At 71.1% G+C, this 14,796-nt stretch carries 10 protein-coding genes; 8 read left to right on the forward strand and 2 right to left on the reverse strand.

The window, feature by feature from the left end; all coding sequences use genetic code 11:
- Positions 1-8 precede the first annotated feature (8 nt).
- The 3 genes from ABZT06_RS13805 to ABZT06_RS13815 are packed head-to-tail and all read left to right on the forward strand — an operon-like array spanning position 9 to position 3,971.
- Positions 9-2,459, forward strand: coding sequence for a GNAT family N-acetyltransferase (locus ABZT06_RS13805; protein ID WP_355739608.1), 2,451 nt, complete (start codon positions 9-11; stop codon positions 2,457-2,459).
- Positions 2,456-3,430 carry an LLM class flavin-dependent oxidoreductase gene (locus ABZT06_RS13810; protein WP_355739611.1) on the forward strand — a complete coding sequence of 325 codons (975 nt, stop codon included), beginning with the start codon at positions 2,456-2,458 and terminating at the stop codon, positions 3,428-3,430. The genes ABZT06_RS13805 and ABZT06_RS13810 overlap by 4 nt, the downstream gene beginning before the upstream one ends.
- Before the next feature lie 16 nt (positions 3,431-3,446).
- Positions 3,447-3,971: a PaaI family thioesterase gene (locus ABZT06_RS13815; protein WP_355739614.1), complete on the forward strand. Its 525-nt coding sequence runs from the start codon at positions 3,447-3,449 to the stop codon at positions 3,969-3,971.
- Here the strand turns inward: ABZT06_RS13815 and ABZT06_RS13820 are convergent.
- Positions 3,965-5,116: an acyl-CoA dehydrogenase family protein gene (locus ABZT06_RS13820; RefSeq protein WP_355739616.1), complete on the reverse strand. Its 1,152-nt coding sequence runs from the start codon at positions 5,114-5,116 to the stop codon at positions 3,965-3,967. The two genes, ABZT06_RS13815 and ABZT06_RS13820, sit on opposite strands and share 7 nt — an antisense overlap.
- Positions 5,117-5,872: 756 nt before the next feature.
- A complete protein-coding gene (locus tag ABZT06_RS13825; protein ID WP_355739619.1) occupies positions 5,873-6,919 on the reverse strand; it encodes a LacI family DNA-binding transcriptional regulator in 1,047 nt (348 codons plus the stop codon).
- Between the two features lie 97 nt (positions 6,920-7,016).
- On the opposite strand from ABZT06_RS13825, the gene ABZT06_RS13830 reads away from it, so the two are divergent.
- Genes ABZT06_RS13830 through ABZT06_RS13850 form a run of 5 tightly spaced genes read left to right on the forward strand, consistent with a single transcriptional unit; the run spans position 7,017 to position 14,551 of the window.
- Positions 7,017-8,318 carry an extracellular solute-binding protein gene (locus ABZT06_RS13830; RefSeq protein WP_355739621.1) on the forward strand — a complete coding sequence of 434 codons (1,302 nt, stop codon included), beginning with the start codon at positions 7,017-7,019 and terminating at the stop codon, positions 8,316-8,318.
- The gene (locus ABZT06_RS13835) at positions 8,315-9,268 is read left to right on the forward strand and encodes a sugar ABC transporter permease (RefSeq protein WP_355739624.1); all 954 of its coding nucleotides are present in this window, start codon (positions 8,315-8,317) and stop codon (positions 9,266-9,268) included. The genes ABZT06_RS13830 and ABZT06_RS13835 overlap by 4 nt, the downstream gene beginning before the upstream one ends.
- Before the next feature lie 8 nt (positions 9,269-9,276).
- The gene (locus tag ABZT06_RS13840) at positions 9,277-10,143 is read left to right on the forward strand and encodes a carbohydrate ABC transporter permease (protein ID WP_355739627.1); all 867 of its coding nucleotides are present in this window, start codon (positions 9,277-9,279) and stop codon (positions 10,141-10,143) included.
- Positions 10,143-11,903 carry a DUF2264 domain-containing protein gene (locus ABZT06_RS13845; protein ID WP_355739630.1) on the forward strand — a complete coding sequence of 587 codons (1,761 nt, stop codon included), beginning with the start codon at positions 10,143-10,145 and terminating at the stop codon, positions 11,901-11,903. The genes ABZT06_RS13840 and ABZT06_RS13845 overlap by 1 nt, the downstream gene beginning before the upstream one ends.
- The gene (locus ABZT06_RS13850) at positions 11,900-14,551 is read left to right on the forward strand and encodes a discoidin domain-containing protein (RefSeq protein ID WP_355739633.1); all 2,652 of its coding nucleotides are present in this window, start codon (positions 11,900-11,902) and stop codon (positions 14,549-14,551) included. The genes ABZT06_RS13845 and ABZT06_RS13850 overlap by 4 nt, the downstream gene beginning before the upstream one ends.
- Positions 14,552-14,796 lie beyond the last annotated feature (245 nt).

Raw genomic sequence — 14,796 nt, forward strand, 5'->3', positions numbered from 1 at the left:
ACACCACCGTGACCACTCCCCCGCACCCCTCACATCCCGCGTCCCGCTCGTATCCCGAGGATCTGGAACGGCCGGGGCTCGTCAGGACCGGCCGGTCGACGTTCGTCCGGCCGATCCGGCCCGAGGACGCCGACCGCCTGGTCGCCTTCGTCGGCAGCCTGTCCCGGGCCACCCTGGCCTACCGCTCGCTCGGGCCGGTGGTCAGGGCGCGCGACGACGTCATCCGGCGCGGCGCCCACGTGGACTACCTGAACGAGCTGGCGCTCGTGGCCCTGGCAGGCGACGACATAGCCGGCCTGGTCCGCTACACCCGCGACCCCGAGGAACCGGAGCACGCCGAGGTCACGTTCACCATCCGCGACGACCACCAGAGCGAGGGGTTCGGCAGGCTGCTCCTGGAGCACATCGCGGCTGCCGCCCGGACCCGGGGCATCCGGGTGCTGGAGGCCGACGTCCTCGCCGACAACACCCGGATGATCAACGTCTTCCTCGGCTCCGGCTACCGGGTGGAGGCCGGGCCGCCCGGCGAGATCATCCACTTCGAGATCGCCGCCGACCCACAGGCCCAAGCCGTGGCCCGGGCCGAGCGCCGCGAGCACACAGCCGTACGGCGATCCCTCAGACCCCTGCTCGAACCGCGCTCGGTCGCCGTGATCGGCGCCAACCGCAGCCCGCTCACGATCGGCCACGAGATCGTGGCCAACCTGCTGCGGGGCGGCTTCGGCGGCAGCGTCTTCCCGGTCAACCCGCGGGCCGAGCACATCGCCGGGCTGCCGGCCTACCCCGGCGTCCGGGACCTTCCCGAACCGCCGGACCTGGCGCTGGTGGCCGTACGGGCCGCGGCCGTCCCCGCGGCCGTGCGCGATTGCGCGGAGGCCGGCGTCAAAGCGGTGGTCGTCGTCTCGACGGGCTTCGGGGAGGCCGGCGCCGAGGGACGGTCGGCCGAGCTGGAACTGGCCCGCTTCGCACGGGCCTCCGGGATGCGGCTGGTGGGCCCGAACTGCATGGGCGTGCTCAACACGACACCCGCCGCGCGGCTGGCCGCGACCTTCTCGCCCGCCCTGCCCACGCCCGGCCGGGTGGCCATGTCCAGCCAGTCCGGGCCGCTGGGGCTCGCGGTCCTCGACTTCGCCAAGCGGCTGCGGCTCGGCTTCTCGGGCTTCGTGTCGGTGGGTCACGCCGTGGACGTGTCCACCGACGAGCTGCTCCAGTGGTGGGAGGAGGACCCGGCGACCTCGGTGATCCTGCTGCACGTGGAGACCTTCGGCGATCCGCGCCGCTTCGCCCGCGTCGCCCGCCGCATCGCGCCGCGCAAGCCGATCGTCGCGGTCCACCCCGGGCCCGCGGACACGGCGGTCAGTTCGCTGTTCGCCCAGTCCGGGGTGATCCGCACCCGCAGCCTCCAGGAGCTGTTCGACGTCGCCCTGCTGCTCGCCCACCAGCCTCCACCGCCCGGCAACCGGGTCGCCGTGATCACCAACGCGGGCGGCCCCGCGGCACTGACCGTGGGGGCCTGCGCGGCGAGCGGGTTGTGCGTGCCCGCACTAGGTGAAGCCACCCGGCAACGGCTCGCCGACGCCCTCGCGCCACGCGCGGACCTCGCCAACCCGATCGACCTGACCCCCATGGCCACTGCCGAGCACTACCGGCAGGCGCTGGACGCGGTACTGGCCGACGACGGCATCGACGCGGCCGTCGTCCTGTTCATGCCGCCGCTGGCGGACAAGCCCGACGAGGTGGCGTCGGCGATTCTCGACGCGGCCGCGGCCCGGCCCGACAAGCCGGTGGTGACGAGCTTCCTGGGCGGCGCGGGCGTCGCCGATCTGCTGCACCGGGACGCACTCGTCGTACCGACCTACACGTTCCCCGAAGCGGCGGCCGCCTCACTCGGTCACGCGGCCGCCTACCAGGCCTGGCGCAGCACCCCCGCGGGCGTCATACCGGACCTCGCGGACATCGACGCCGAGCACGCACGGTCGCTGCTCGCCGGGTGCGCCCCGGGTCCGGTCCCAGCAGCGGTCGCCGCCGAGTTGCTGGCCTCGTACGGGATCGCCGTACGGGACACCGGGCCGGGCCCCGGCCCGGACGCGTTCCTCTCCGTCGGCGCGGACCCGGTCTTCGGGCCGGTGGTCTCCTTCGGGCTCACCGGCGACTACGCCGACCTCATGGCGGACGTCGCGCACCGCGTCACCCCGCTCAGCGACCGCGACGCCCGCGAGATGATCCGCTCCCTGCGGGCGGCCCCGCTCCTTGACGGCCGGGCGGGCGGGCGCGAGGTGGATCTCGCGGCGCTGGAGGAGACCGTCCTGCGGATCTCCGCGATGGTCGAGGACCTCCCCGAGATCGAGGCGCTGGAACTGCGCCCGGTACGGCTGCTGCCACCCGGAGAAGGCGTCGCCGTCGCGCACGCGACGATCCGGCTGACCGACGACACGACAACAGGAGGCGGTCCGGCGTGAAGGTGGGCATCTACTTCGACCTGCGCAACCCGCCCCCGTGGCGGCAGAGTTGGTCGCGGGTGTACGGGTTCGCCCTGGAGATGTGCGAGGAGGCGGACCGGCTCGGCATCGACTCCGTCTGGTTCTCCGAGCACCACGGCTTCGAGGACGGCTACCTCCCCCAGCCGCTCACCATGGCGGCAGCCGCCGCGGCCCGCACCCGGCGGGTGCGGCTGGGCACCGCCGTCATCCCGGCCCCGCTGCACGCGGCCCCCGAACTCGCCGAACAGGCGGCGATCGTCGACATCATCAGCGACGGCCGCCTCGACCTCGGACTCGGCACCGGCTACCGGGTGCCCGAGTACCGCCTGTTCGACGCCGACCTCACCCGGCGCTACACGACGACCGACCAGCGCGTACGGGAGATCCGCGCGCTGTGGGCCGAGTCCCTGGTCACCCCCGGCCCCGTCCAGGACCCCCTGCCGATCTGGCTCGGCTACCAGGGCCCGCAGGGCGCCCGCAGGGCCGGCCGGCTCGGCACGGGTCTGCTGTCTTTGAATCCCGCACTGCTCACGCCGTACCGGGACGGGCTCGCGGAGAGCGGCCACGACCCGTCGACGGCCCGCATGCAGGGCTCGTTCACCACGTTCGTCACCGAGGACCCCGAAGGCGACTGGCCGGTGGTGCGCAGGCACCTGGCGTACCAGTGGGACAGCTACCGCCGGTACATGGTGGAGGGAACGGACCAGCCGGTCCCCCGCCCCATCGACCCCGAGAAATGGCGCGCGACGGGGCTGAGCGCGACCGGCGTCGGACAGTTCCTCTACGGCACCCCGCAGGACGTCGCCGAGGCCATCACGACGTACGTGGCAGGGTTGCCGGTGGAAGGGGTGTTCCTGTGGGCCTCGCTGGCCGGGATGCCCGAGGAGATGGTGGCCCGCCAGGTCCAGCTCATCGCCGGGAAGCTGCGCCCGCTGCTTGCCGATGCCTGACACGAGGAGTACGAGCATGTCGAAGACGGTCCCCGGCACCGGTCACTGGGCGGGGGCGGACTTCCAGGAACCGCCCCGCACCCCCGGCGGAGTGGCGCTGTGCGGTGCGTGCCGCGGCGCCGGTGCCTGCCGGCTGGGTGTGGAGCACGAACGGCTCGACGAGGACGGCGTGGCGTGGTTCGAGCTCGCCTGCCCGCGGGACCAGGAGGGCGGGCCCAATGTGGCGCACGGCGGCTGGACGGCGGCCGTGCTGGACGACTGCCTGGGCCATCTCCCTTTGCTGCACCGGACGTTGAGCGTGACGGCGGAGCTGACCGTGAGCTTCGTCAAGCCGGTGCCGGTGGAACGTCCGCTTCAGGTCCGGGCGTGGGTCGAGCGACGGGAGGGCTCACGCTGGTACATCGCGGGCGAGATGGTGCTGCTGCCTGCTCGGGCCGTGCTGGCCCGGGCCTCCGGGATCTGGGTGACCCGGGACCGGGGCCACTTCGCACGGCACGAGGAGTGGCTGGCGGGACAGGGCGACGGTGCCGAGGGTCAGTAGGACCGCAGGCCCATGCTGCGGGCGATCCCGTTGCGCTGGATCTGGCTCGTCCCCCCGGAGATCGTGGCCACGATCGACTCCCGGTAGCGGAAGCTCATCACGCTCTCCGTCGAGAAGCCGTGCCCCGCGCAGACCTGCATCCCGAGCCGGGCCGCCGCCACGTAGGTCTCCGAGCCCTTGAGCTTGGCCATCGACCCTTCTCGCGTGCACGGCTTGCCCTGCGCGAGCAGCCAGGCGGCGCGGTAGGCGAGCAGCCGGGCGGAGTCGATCTCGGTCTGCAGGTCGGCCATGGCGTGGGCGAGGGCCTGGAAGTTACCGACCGGGCGGCCGAAGGCGTGCCGGGTACGGGCGTACTCCAGCATCTCGTCCAGGGTGGCCTGGGCCGCGCCCAGATAGCCGCCGGTGATGATCACCTTCTCCAGCTCGATGTTGGAGAGCATCACCTTCCAGCCCTCGTCGCGCGGGCCGACGAGGTTCTCCTTCGGGACCTTGACGTCGTTGAGGAAGACCTCGTTCGTGCCCAGGATGTGCCGGGCGAGGGTCGGGGTCCGGCGCACCTCCACGCCCGCCGTCGCCGGGTCGACGAGCAGCAGGCTGATGCCGCTGTGCTTGGGCTCCCGGGGCCCTGTGCGCACGTAGGTCGCGATGGTCGTGTCGGGCAGTCCGGCGCCCGTGCACCACGCCTTCTGGCCCCGTACGACGAAGTGGTCCCCGTGCTCTTCGGCGGAGGTGCGCAGCGCAGCCGCGTCCGATCCGCTGTCCGGCTCGCTCAGGCCTACGGCGAGCCGGTGGCGTCCCGTCATGACCTGCCCGCGGATGAAGTCACGCTGCGCCTCGCTGCCCCACCGGAACACCGTGATCCCGGGAATGAGGACGCCGATGTAGCACATGGCGACGTCGAAGCTGGCCCGCCCGAGCTCCTCGGCGATCAGGATCAGCTCAAGGGGGCCGCCGCCGTCACCGCCCTCGTCCTCGCTGAACGGCAGCGAGAACCACCCCAGGTCCGCCATCCCCCGGAACAGCTCGGGCGGCACCGCGCCCTCCTCGTCCCACTGCTTGGCCTTCTCGGCCGGGCACACGTCGGCGACGAACTGCCGTGCCGTCGCGCGCAACATGTCCTGCTCGTCGGTCAGTCCGAAGTCCACGGCCACTCCTCGCCACCACTCGCCTATTCATCTACCTAATTATTCTATGTTAGCGGATAGGAGCCTGCGATGGACCGGCCTCTGCGCTCTTTCGGCGACCCGGCGTTCGATCGGTACGCGGCGACCGGGCCGTGGCGCGGAAGGTGCTGAGCGATCAGCCGTCGGCCACCGGGCCAGGTCCGCCGAACGCGCGGGGAATCTTCTTCCGGGAGGCGAGGCGAGGCCGAGTGTGCGGTACACCGTGGTCCACAGGGAGCTCGACAGCCGAGGTGGTGGCGCAGCCACTCGCCGGCCGACACTCGGGTCCGGGCCCGCACCAGAGCCGTCCGAACCTGGCCCACAGTTCGACCGACTCCTGGTAGAGCTGCTCGGCCGCGTCACCCTCGACGGTCAGGGCACCGAGAGCCAGGGCGCCTGGTGCCCGGTGCCCAAGGAGAGCCGCCGAACGGGCCGTGATCCTCCGGACCGTGCAGACACCGGCCTCGCCGTGGAGGGAATCGGCGATGACGACGAACGCATGCGGCCCGGGGCACGGATCTTCGACACGGGTCAGAGCGGAACGGCCGTGGAACTCCTTGCGTTCGAGGCGACACCGGTCTGTCGGTATGGGACCCGGCCGAGGGGAAGCTCCTGGGGGTCGTTCCCGGTTTCTTCCCCACCCACCACCACCCAGGCGCCCGGCAGTTCGTGCAGCTCGCTGACGGCGTGGTCCGTCCATGGCATGCGTGAGCGGTTTCCTGAGGGAGAAGTGCGAAGTCACCGGCTGCGGCGCCCGCTGCTCTCCCTCACCACCAGTTCCGTCGCCACCTCCACCCGCGTCGTCTCCGGCTGTTCCCCGGACAGCAGCCGCAGCACCATCCGGGCCGCGAGCGCGGTCATGTCGGCCAGGGGGGTGCGGATCGTCGTCAGACGCGGGGTGACCCAGTCCGCGAAGGGCAGGTCGTCGAAGCCGACCACGCTGACGTCGGCCGGGATGCGCAGACCCAGTTCGGCGGCGGCCCGGTAGGTGCCCAGCGCCTGGTGGTCGCTGCCGGCGAAGATCGCCGTAGGGCGGTCGGGCAACGCCAGGAGTTCCAGGGCGTGTTGGTGGGCGAGGCCGTGGGTGAAGTCGCCGTAGCGCACCAGCTCGGGGTCGTAGGGCAGTCCCGCCTCTGCCAGGGCCGAGCGGTAGCCGTCGACCCGTGCCCGGGAGGTGAGCCGACGCTCCGGGCCGCTGATGATCGCGATGCGTTCGTGGCCGAGGTCGATGAGGTGCCGGGTCGCCGCCAGTCCGCCGGGCCAGTTGGTCGCGCCGACCCACGGTGTGCCCGGCGCGGGTTCGTCGATCGGCATCACCAGTGCGTAGGGGATGCCGAGCCTGCTCAGCTCCTCGTGCTGCCCGGGTGTCAGTTCGGGCACCACGAGGATCGCCCCGCGGGTGGAACGGGTGGCGAGCGAGTCCAGCCACTGACGGGCGCGCCGGGTCCGGCCGTGGGTGGAGGAGACCACCAGGCCCATGCCCGCGTCGTGCAGGACGTCTTCCGCGCCCCGGATGAGTTCGACCGCCCAGGGGCTGTCCAGTTCGTTGATGACGAAGTCGATCAGTCCTCCGGGCGGGGCCGCGGTGGCTGCCGGGTGGTGTTTCGCCAAGTAGCCGTGCTGCTCGAGGAGCCGCTGCACCTTGGCCCGCGTCTCCGCCGATACATCGGATCTGTCGTGGAGCACCTTGGAGACCGTGGACACCGATACGCCTGCCCGATCGGCGATTTGTGCCAGCGTGCGTCTCCTTCCGTCGCCGGATCCCGTCCGAACCGTTGACGTCATCGGATGAATCTCCTACGTTGCCGGGCGATCGAGTTTTGCGAAAGGTATCGCAATTCTTGTTTCCGGAGTACGGCTCCCCGGCGAATTGGTGGTCTACATGAAGAGATGGCGCGTGGCTCCCCTGGTCGCAGCCGTGGCTCTGGTGCTGTCCGGGTGCGGAGGTACCGGAGGCGGTGACGGCGCCGGTTCGGGCGGCGGGAAGGGCGAGTTACTGGTCTGGGTGGACAACACCCGTATGCCCGCGGCCCAGCAGTACAAGAAGGCCCACCCGGACGTGAGGATGCGCATCGTCACCATCCCGCCCGACGCCGGCTACGTGCCCACCAAGGTCTCGCTCGCCAACCGCACCAAGAGCGGGTGGCCCGACGTCGTCTTCCTGGCCAATCCGGCCGAGGCGGCGACGCTCGCGAGCGAGAAGTTCGGTTACGCCGCCCCGCTCGACGACCTGGTCCCCAAGACCGTCCGCGACGGCTTCGCCCCCGGCTCCCTCGACACCTGCACCTTCGGCGGCAAGACGTACTGCCTGCGCAACGACATCGCCCCCACCGTCCTGTGGTACGACGCCAAACTGATGGCGCGCTACGGCTACCAGGTCCCCAAGACCTGGGCCGAGTACCAGCGGACCGGCCTGAAGGCAGCCGCCGAACACCCCGGCACGATCGTCGGAGCCGTCAACGGCAAGTACGGCGCCGGTATCTACTTCGGCAGCAGCGGCTGCCCCACCCGCGACACCCTCAGCCTGACCGAAGTCCACATCGACCTCGGCCGGCCGGAGTGCACCCGGGTCGCCGATCTGCTCCAGCCGCTCGCCCGCAAGAAGGCCGTCACCACCGTCGTGCCCATCGACCCGGGCTTCGCGAAGTTCGGCAAGGGCGACAAGATCCTGATGCTGCCCGCCCCGGCCTGGTTCGGCGACTTCATGTTCGCGCCCGCGTTCAAGGTGCCGGAGGGGCGCATCGCCGCCGCCCCGATGCCGACCTGGCCCGGCGAGAGCAAGCCGTATGCCGGGCAGGTCGGCGGAGGCGCCTTCCTCGTCTCCTCGCACGCCGGCGGCCGTACGAAGCAGGCCGCGGACCTGGTGCGCTGGATGACCACCGATGTGAACCTCCAGGCGAAGCAGCCCACTTACCCCGCCTTCTCGGAAGCCGCGAAGAAGTGGGGCGAGGCCAAGTCGAAGGACCCGTACTACGCCTCGGACCCGATGCCCGCCCTCACCGCGGCGGCGAACGCGCTGCGCCCCGGCTTCGGCGCGGTCCGCTTCGAGGCCGACTGGCAGAGCAGCTTCAACGACACGTTCACCAAGGCGGTCGACTCGGGCGGCAACCTCCGTGGTTCCCTCGGCAGTTGGCAGGACAAACTGGAGGCGGCGGCCAAGACCAGCGGGTACACGCTCGGATGAAGACGCTCACGACGACATCCCGCCCGCCCGCGCTCGCCACGCCGGCGCCGGTGTCATCCCGTCGCCGCCGCCGGCGCCGTCCCGTTCGTACCGCCGCCGTCTGGATCCTCGTCGGCCCCTACACGGTGTTCCTCGTGCTCTTCGGGCTCGCGCCCGCCGGATACGCCCTGTGGACCTCATTCGTCGACAACGGCTCCTTCTCCGGTGGACGCGACTGGGCGGCCGTCTTCCACGACTACCGGCTCGGCGACGCGGCCGCCCACGTGACGACGTATCTGCTGCTCTGGCTGCCGATCCTGCTGCTGATGGTGCTGTCCCTCGCCTTCACCCTGCACGCCCGCCCCGGCCGCACGACGAGCATGCTCCAGCTCGTCTACTACCTGCCCGGCGCGGTCACCGGCTCGGCCGCCGCCCTGCTGTGGCTGTTCATGGTCAGCCCGGACAGCAGCCCGTTCTCCCCACTGCTCAAACTGATGGACATCGAGAGCGCCACGGACGCGCTGTCCGGCGGCAACCTCCTCGCTGTCCTCACCGTGATGGGCGTCGCGGTGCACGCGGGCGGCTGGATCGTGGTCCTGTACGGGGCGCTCAACGCCCTCCCCAGGGACGTCCTGGAGGCCGCGCAGGTCGACGGCGCCTCCGCCTGGCGGACCATGTGGCACGTCAAGCTGCCGATGGTGCGTACGTACGTCGCCTTCGTGCTGATCTCCAGTTTCGCCTCCGGCAGTCAGGTGTTCGTCGAGCCCACCGTGCTGTCCACCAGCGCCCCCGGCCAGATCAGCCCGACCTGGTCCGTCAACCAGCTCGCCTACGTCTACGCCACCCAGGACGGCGACTTCGGCAAGGCCGCCGCGCTGTCGCTGGCCATGCTCGCCGTCGGAGTGCTGGCCGCGTGGATCGTGATCACCCGTACACGCATGTACGCCACCCACTCCCCCGATTCCCGGTGAATGAGGCGATGACCGCACTGTCACGAGGCGCCCGCGCCCTGTTCCTGCTCGGCGCGGCCGTCTTCTTCGGACTGCCCCTGCTGTGGCTGCTGTTGGCCCCCACCCGCACCGCCGACGACCTGACCACCGGTTCACCGCTCGGCTTCGGCTCACTGGGCAACGTCGGCGACGCCTGGTCACACCTGACGTCCTACAACGACGGTGAGATCACCCTGTGGATCGGCAACTCGATCGCCTACGCGGCGGCCAGCGTGGCCCTCGCCCTGCTGCTGTGCGTGCCCGCGGGCTACGCGCTCGCCAAACACGACTTCGCCGGCCGCCGGACACTGCTCACCCTGTCGATCGTGACGATGATCCTCCCCCCGGCCGCGCTGGTGCTCCCGCTCTACCTGGAGATGTCGGCGATCAACCTCACCGGCACGGTCTGGTCCGTGATCCTGCCGCTGTCCTTCTACCCCTTCGGCGTCTACCTCGCCTTCCTGCACTTCCAGGCGAACCTGCCCGACAGCCTGCTCGACGCCGGACGCGTCGACGGGGCTAGCGAACTGCGGCTGTTCTGGTCGGTCGCCCTGCCGCTGGCCCGTCCCGCCGTCGCGCTGATCGCCTTCTTCGGCTTCGTCCGCTGCTGGACCGACTTCTTCCTGCCCTTCGTGATGCTCTCGGACGACCGCACCTTCACCCTCCAACTCGGCCTGATGTCCCTGCTGCAGTCCACCGGCGCCGTCAACAACTCCAGCGGCTTCGCCGACCTCGACATCCACCAGCCGGAGGCGGCCCTGGCCGGGCTCGTGGCCTGCGCGCCGCTGCTGATCGGATTCGTCCTCGCCCAGCGCTTCCTGCGCACCGGGCTGCTGGCCGGAGCGGAGAAGGGCTGATGGACAGAGAAGCTCCGCCGGACGACGCGCGTGCCGAACTCACCTGTGCCGTACAGACGTTGATCGAGCCCGTCACGTCCCGCTTCAGCGAGGGACGGGCGCGTGTGCGGCTCGGCGTGAACACCGCGATTCACGACGACACGGCGGCCGAACTGGAGGCGTTCGCCCGGCCGTTGTGGGGGCTCGCGCCCCTGGCGGCGGGCGGACAGGCTGTTCCACACGCCGAGTTGTGGGTCGAAGGGCTCGCGCACGGCAGCGATCCCGCGCACCCCGAGTACTGGGGCGAGCCGGTCGACCGCGATCAGCGCATCGTCGAGATGGCCGCCATCGGCTTCGCGCTGGCCCTCGCCCCCGAGCAGTGGTGGGACCCGCTGAGCGGCCCCGAACGCGACCGGCTCGCACGCTGGCTGCTCAGCGCGCTGCCCCGGGAGACCTCCGACAACAACTGGCTCTTCTTCCCGGTGCTGGTCGGCCTCGGTCTCGACCGGGTCGCCGTGCCCTACGACCGCTCCCTGATCACCTCGCGTCTCGACCGTCTGGAGACCTTCTGGCTCGGCGACGGCTGGTACGCGGACGGCCCCACCGAACGACGCGACTACTACGTCCCGTGGGCCATGCACTTCTACGGACTGCTCCACGACACGCTCACCGGCGGCGACCGCTTCAAGGAACGGGCGGCCCGGTTCGCCGGCGACTTCCGGCACTGGTTCGCCGATGACGGGGCCGCCGTCCCGTACGGCCGCAGCCTCACCTACCGCTGGGCGCAGGCTGCCTTCTGGGGCGCGCTGCCGTTCGCGGGCGTCGACGTACTGCCGTGGGGCGAGGTCAAGGGGTATCTGCTGCGACATCTGCGCTGGTGGCAGGGGCGACCGGTGACCGGGCCCGACGGGCTGCTGTCCATCGGGTACGGCTATCCGCAGCCCGCGCTGGCCGAGCAGTACAACGCGCCCGGCTCCCCCTACTGGTCACTCAAGGCGTACCTGCCGCTCGCACTGCCGGCACAGCACGCCTTCTGGACCGCGAAGGAAGAACCGGCTCCCGCACTGCCCGCAGTCAGCGCCCAGCAGCACGCCGGGGCGGTCCTCATGCGTGCGTCCGGAGACGTCACCCTGCTCGCCGGACGCCAGCACCACCCATGGGTGCGCCACGGAGCCGAGAAATACGCCAAGTTCGCGTACTCGACCCGCTTCGGCTTCAGCCTGCCGAGCGGCACGGTCGGGCTCGAACAGGGCGCGTACGACTCGATGCTGGCGCTGAGCGACGACGGCGGGACGCACTACCGGGTCCGCGATAAACCGGCCGCGCACTACGTCACCGCCGACACGGTCCTCAGCACCTGGCACCCCTGGCCCGACGTGGAGATCACCACTTGGCTGACGGCCGCCGCGCCCTGGCACACGCGCACGCACCGCATCCGCAGCGCCCGCGCCCTGCACACCGCCGAGGGCGGCTTCGCGGTCGACCGGGACGCGGGCACGGACCGCGAGACGGGACCGGCGTACGCGAGGGTGTCGGCCCCGGCGGGACTGACCGCACTGCACGACCTCGACGGCCGTCGCGAGGGTGAGGTCATCGACTGCCTGCCCGGCACGAACGTCCTGGCACGACGCACCGCCCTGCCCATGCTCGTCGGCCAACTCCCGCCCGGCGAGCACTGGTTGCGATGTGCCGTACTCGGTGCTCCCGACGGAAGCGAAGCCGAGGCGGCATGGCGAGAACCCCCGACCACCGCACATCCGACGACTGGAGACAGGACATGAGACTCAGACACCTGTCCGTGCTGGGCGCCGTGACCGCGCTGCTGACCTTCCCGGTCCAGGCGCAGGCGGCACCCTCCGGCCACACCTACCACGTGGCCCCCCAAGGCAGCGACCAGGCACGCGGCTCGCAGACAAGCCCGCTGCGCACCATCGGCGCATGCCTCGAACGCGTCCGCCCCGGCGACACCTGCCTGATCCACCACGGCACCTACCGCGAACAACTCACCCCGCCCTCGGGCACCGACAGCGCCCCCCTCACGATCGCCGCCTACGGTGACGGGCCGGTGACCGTCGACGGCACCGACCGCGTCACCGGCTGGAAGGACGCCGGCGACGGACTGATCGCCGCCGACACCGACCTGCCGCCCGACCCGGACTTCAACGCGGTGTTTCTCGACAACGCCCGTGCGGCGGAGGGACGTTGGCCCAACTCCGGAGCCGATCCCCTGAACGCCACCTGGGCCGAGGCCGACAGCACCTCCACCGACCAGCACATCGATGACAGCGACCTGCCCGACGCGGACTGGACAGGTGCGACCGTACATCTGTGGGCGGGCTCCAATCCCTGGGCCCAGCAGACCGGTAAGGTCACCGCGACCACGCCCGGCGCGCTGGACTTCAAGGGCGGCAACTACCGGTGCCCGCCCCTGTGCATGGGCAACCAGACCTACCGCAACTACTACCTCGTCGGTTCGAAGGCCGCCCTCGACCAGCCCGGCGAGTGGTACTACGACAAGGCCGCGCACCGCCTCTTCATGGTCCCACCGAAGGACGGCATCGCCGGACACACCGTGTCGGCAAAGCACCGGTTGTGGGGCGTGGACCTCAGCCGCAGCTCGTACGTCACCGTGCGGGGCCTGGACCTGTGGGGAACCTCCCTGCGAACGGGCAAGGCGAGTACGGGAGTTGTGGTCGACGGACTGCACGCCAGGTACATTTCCGAGTTCTCCACGCTGCCCATGCCACCGGACAGCGATCTCGCGGTCGACCCGTTCGAGGGCAACATCGTCGCCTCCCGCATCCTCGACTCGGGCGTGCAGATCCTCGGCACCGGCAACACCCTCAAGAACAGCGAGATCGCGCAGTCGGCCGGTGACGGCGTCCTGGTCCGCGGCACCGGCAACACCGTCACCGGCAACTACATCCACGACGTCGGCTGGATGGGCAGCTACACCCCCGGCATCGAGATCAACGGCAACGGCCACACCGTCACCCACAACACGGTCCGCCGCACCGGACGAGCGGCCATCGACACCGCCTGGCAGCTCAACGGCACCGAGTTCCACGACAACCGCATCGCCTACAACGACATCTCCGAGGCGATGCGCACCTCCCGCGACGGCTCCCCCTTCTACGTCTGCTGCAGCCTCAACGGCTCCGGCACCTCCATCGACCACAACACCGCCCACGACGCCGACGGCCAGAACGGCTACTACGTCGACAACTACTCCGGCCACTTCCGCCTGCACCACAACGTCGCCTGGAACACCGGCAGTCGGGGTGTCTACTTCAACGGCCACACCGGCCCCAGCATCGCCAACGAGGACCACAACTCCAGCTACGGCGTGGGCATCAACGTCGCCTCGACCGCCCTCGGCGGCGCCACCGACGCGTCCGGCTCCTACTTCAGCAACATCATCGGGCCCAAGCCGGTCACCGCGACGAAGGCCGGAGATCCGCTGCCCGTCGTCCGCTCCAACCTCATCAGCGCCACGCCCGGCTACACCGACGCCGTCAACGGTGAACTGTGGCTGACACCGGGTTCGCCCGCCATCGACGCGGGCGAAGTGGTCGACGGCGTCACCACCGACGTCCTGGGCGCGGCTCCCGACCAGGGCGCCTACGAGTACGGCGCACCTCTGTGGTCGACCGGCTGCAGCCTGCCCGGCTGCCAGCAGCGGGTGCGGCACGGCAGTTGGACCGCCACCTCGAGCGACGGCACCGACGCCGCCACCACCGTCGACGGCGACATCAACACCCGCTGGACGGGCAGCGCCCCGCAGGCGGCCGGCCAGTCCCTGACCGTCGACCTCGGCGAGAGCAAGACCTTCGACCGGCTCACCCTCGACGCGGGCCGCGACACCAGTGGCCAGCCGTACGGCATCACCGTCTCCGTCAGCCGTGACGGCACGCACTGGGGCGCACCACTCGCCCGGGTCCACGGCCGCTCCTTCACCCAGGACGCGATCCTCCCCCACCAGACCACCGCCCGCTACCTGCGCATCACGCTCACCGCGAGCGGGCCCAGTCCCTGGGTCGTCAACGACATCCGGCTGTACGGCGACGGGCCCGACGCCGCCTCGACACTCCAGGCCGAACAGGCCACGGAGGCGCGCGGAACGGACCGCGGCACCGCGGCGGTCTCCCTCGGAGACGGGGACCGGGTGGGCTTCCGCGCGGCGAACGTCAACGGCAGGAATCTCACCGTGCGCGTCGGCCCGGCCTGCGCACGCGGCTGCTCACTCCAGCTGCGCCTGAACAAGCCGGACGGTCGCGTGGCGGCCACGATTCCCCTGAACGGGACCGGCGCCTGGCAGGAGCGCTCCGTGAACCTCAAGCACACGGTCACCGGATCGCACGACCTCTATCTCGTGGCGGCAGGCAAGGGCCGCGTGACCGACCTGGACTGGCTGACCATCAGGCCGTGACCTTCGAGGACCCACGAGGAGACGTGCGCGGTGACACAGGGGCGGTGTGACGCCTCGGAGGGGCCGGGCCGGGGCGGCCGACTTGAATCCCGTCATGGGTCGGGCGGGCGGGACGGCGCGGTGCCGGGCCCCGCCCGCGGCCGGCGGCCCGGCTTGCCGACGACGTCCATGCTCGTCGCGCACGACGTCGGGGCTGAGCCCTGCTTCTTCCATCGCCTCTCGCATGGTGCGGCCGGTGGCGCCGC

It is taken from the genome of Streptomyces sp. NPDC005483 (genome assembly GCF_040606035.1).
Classification (GTDB): domain Bacteria; phylum Actinomycetota; class Actinomycetes; order Streptomycetales; family Streptomycetaceae; genus Streptomyces.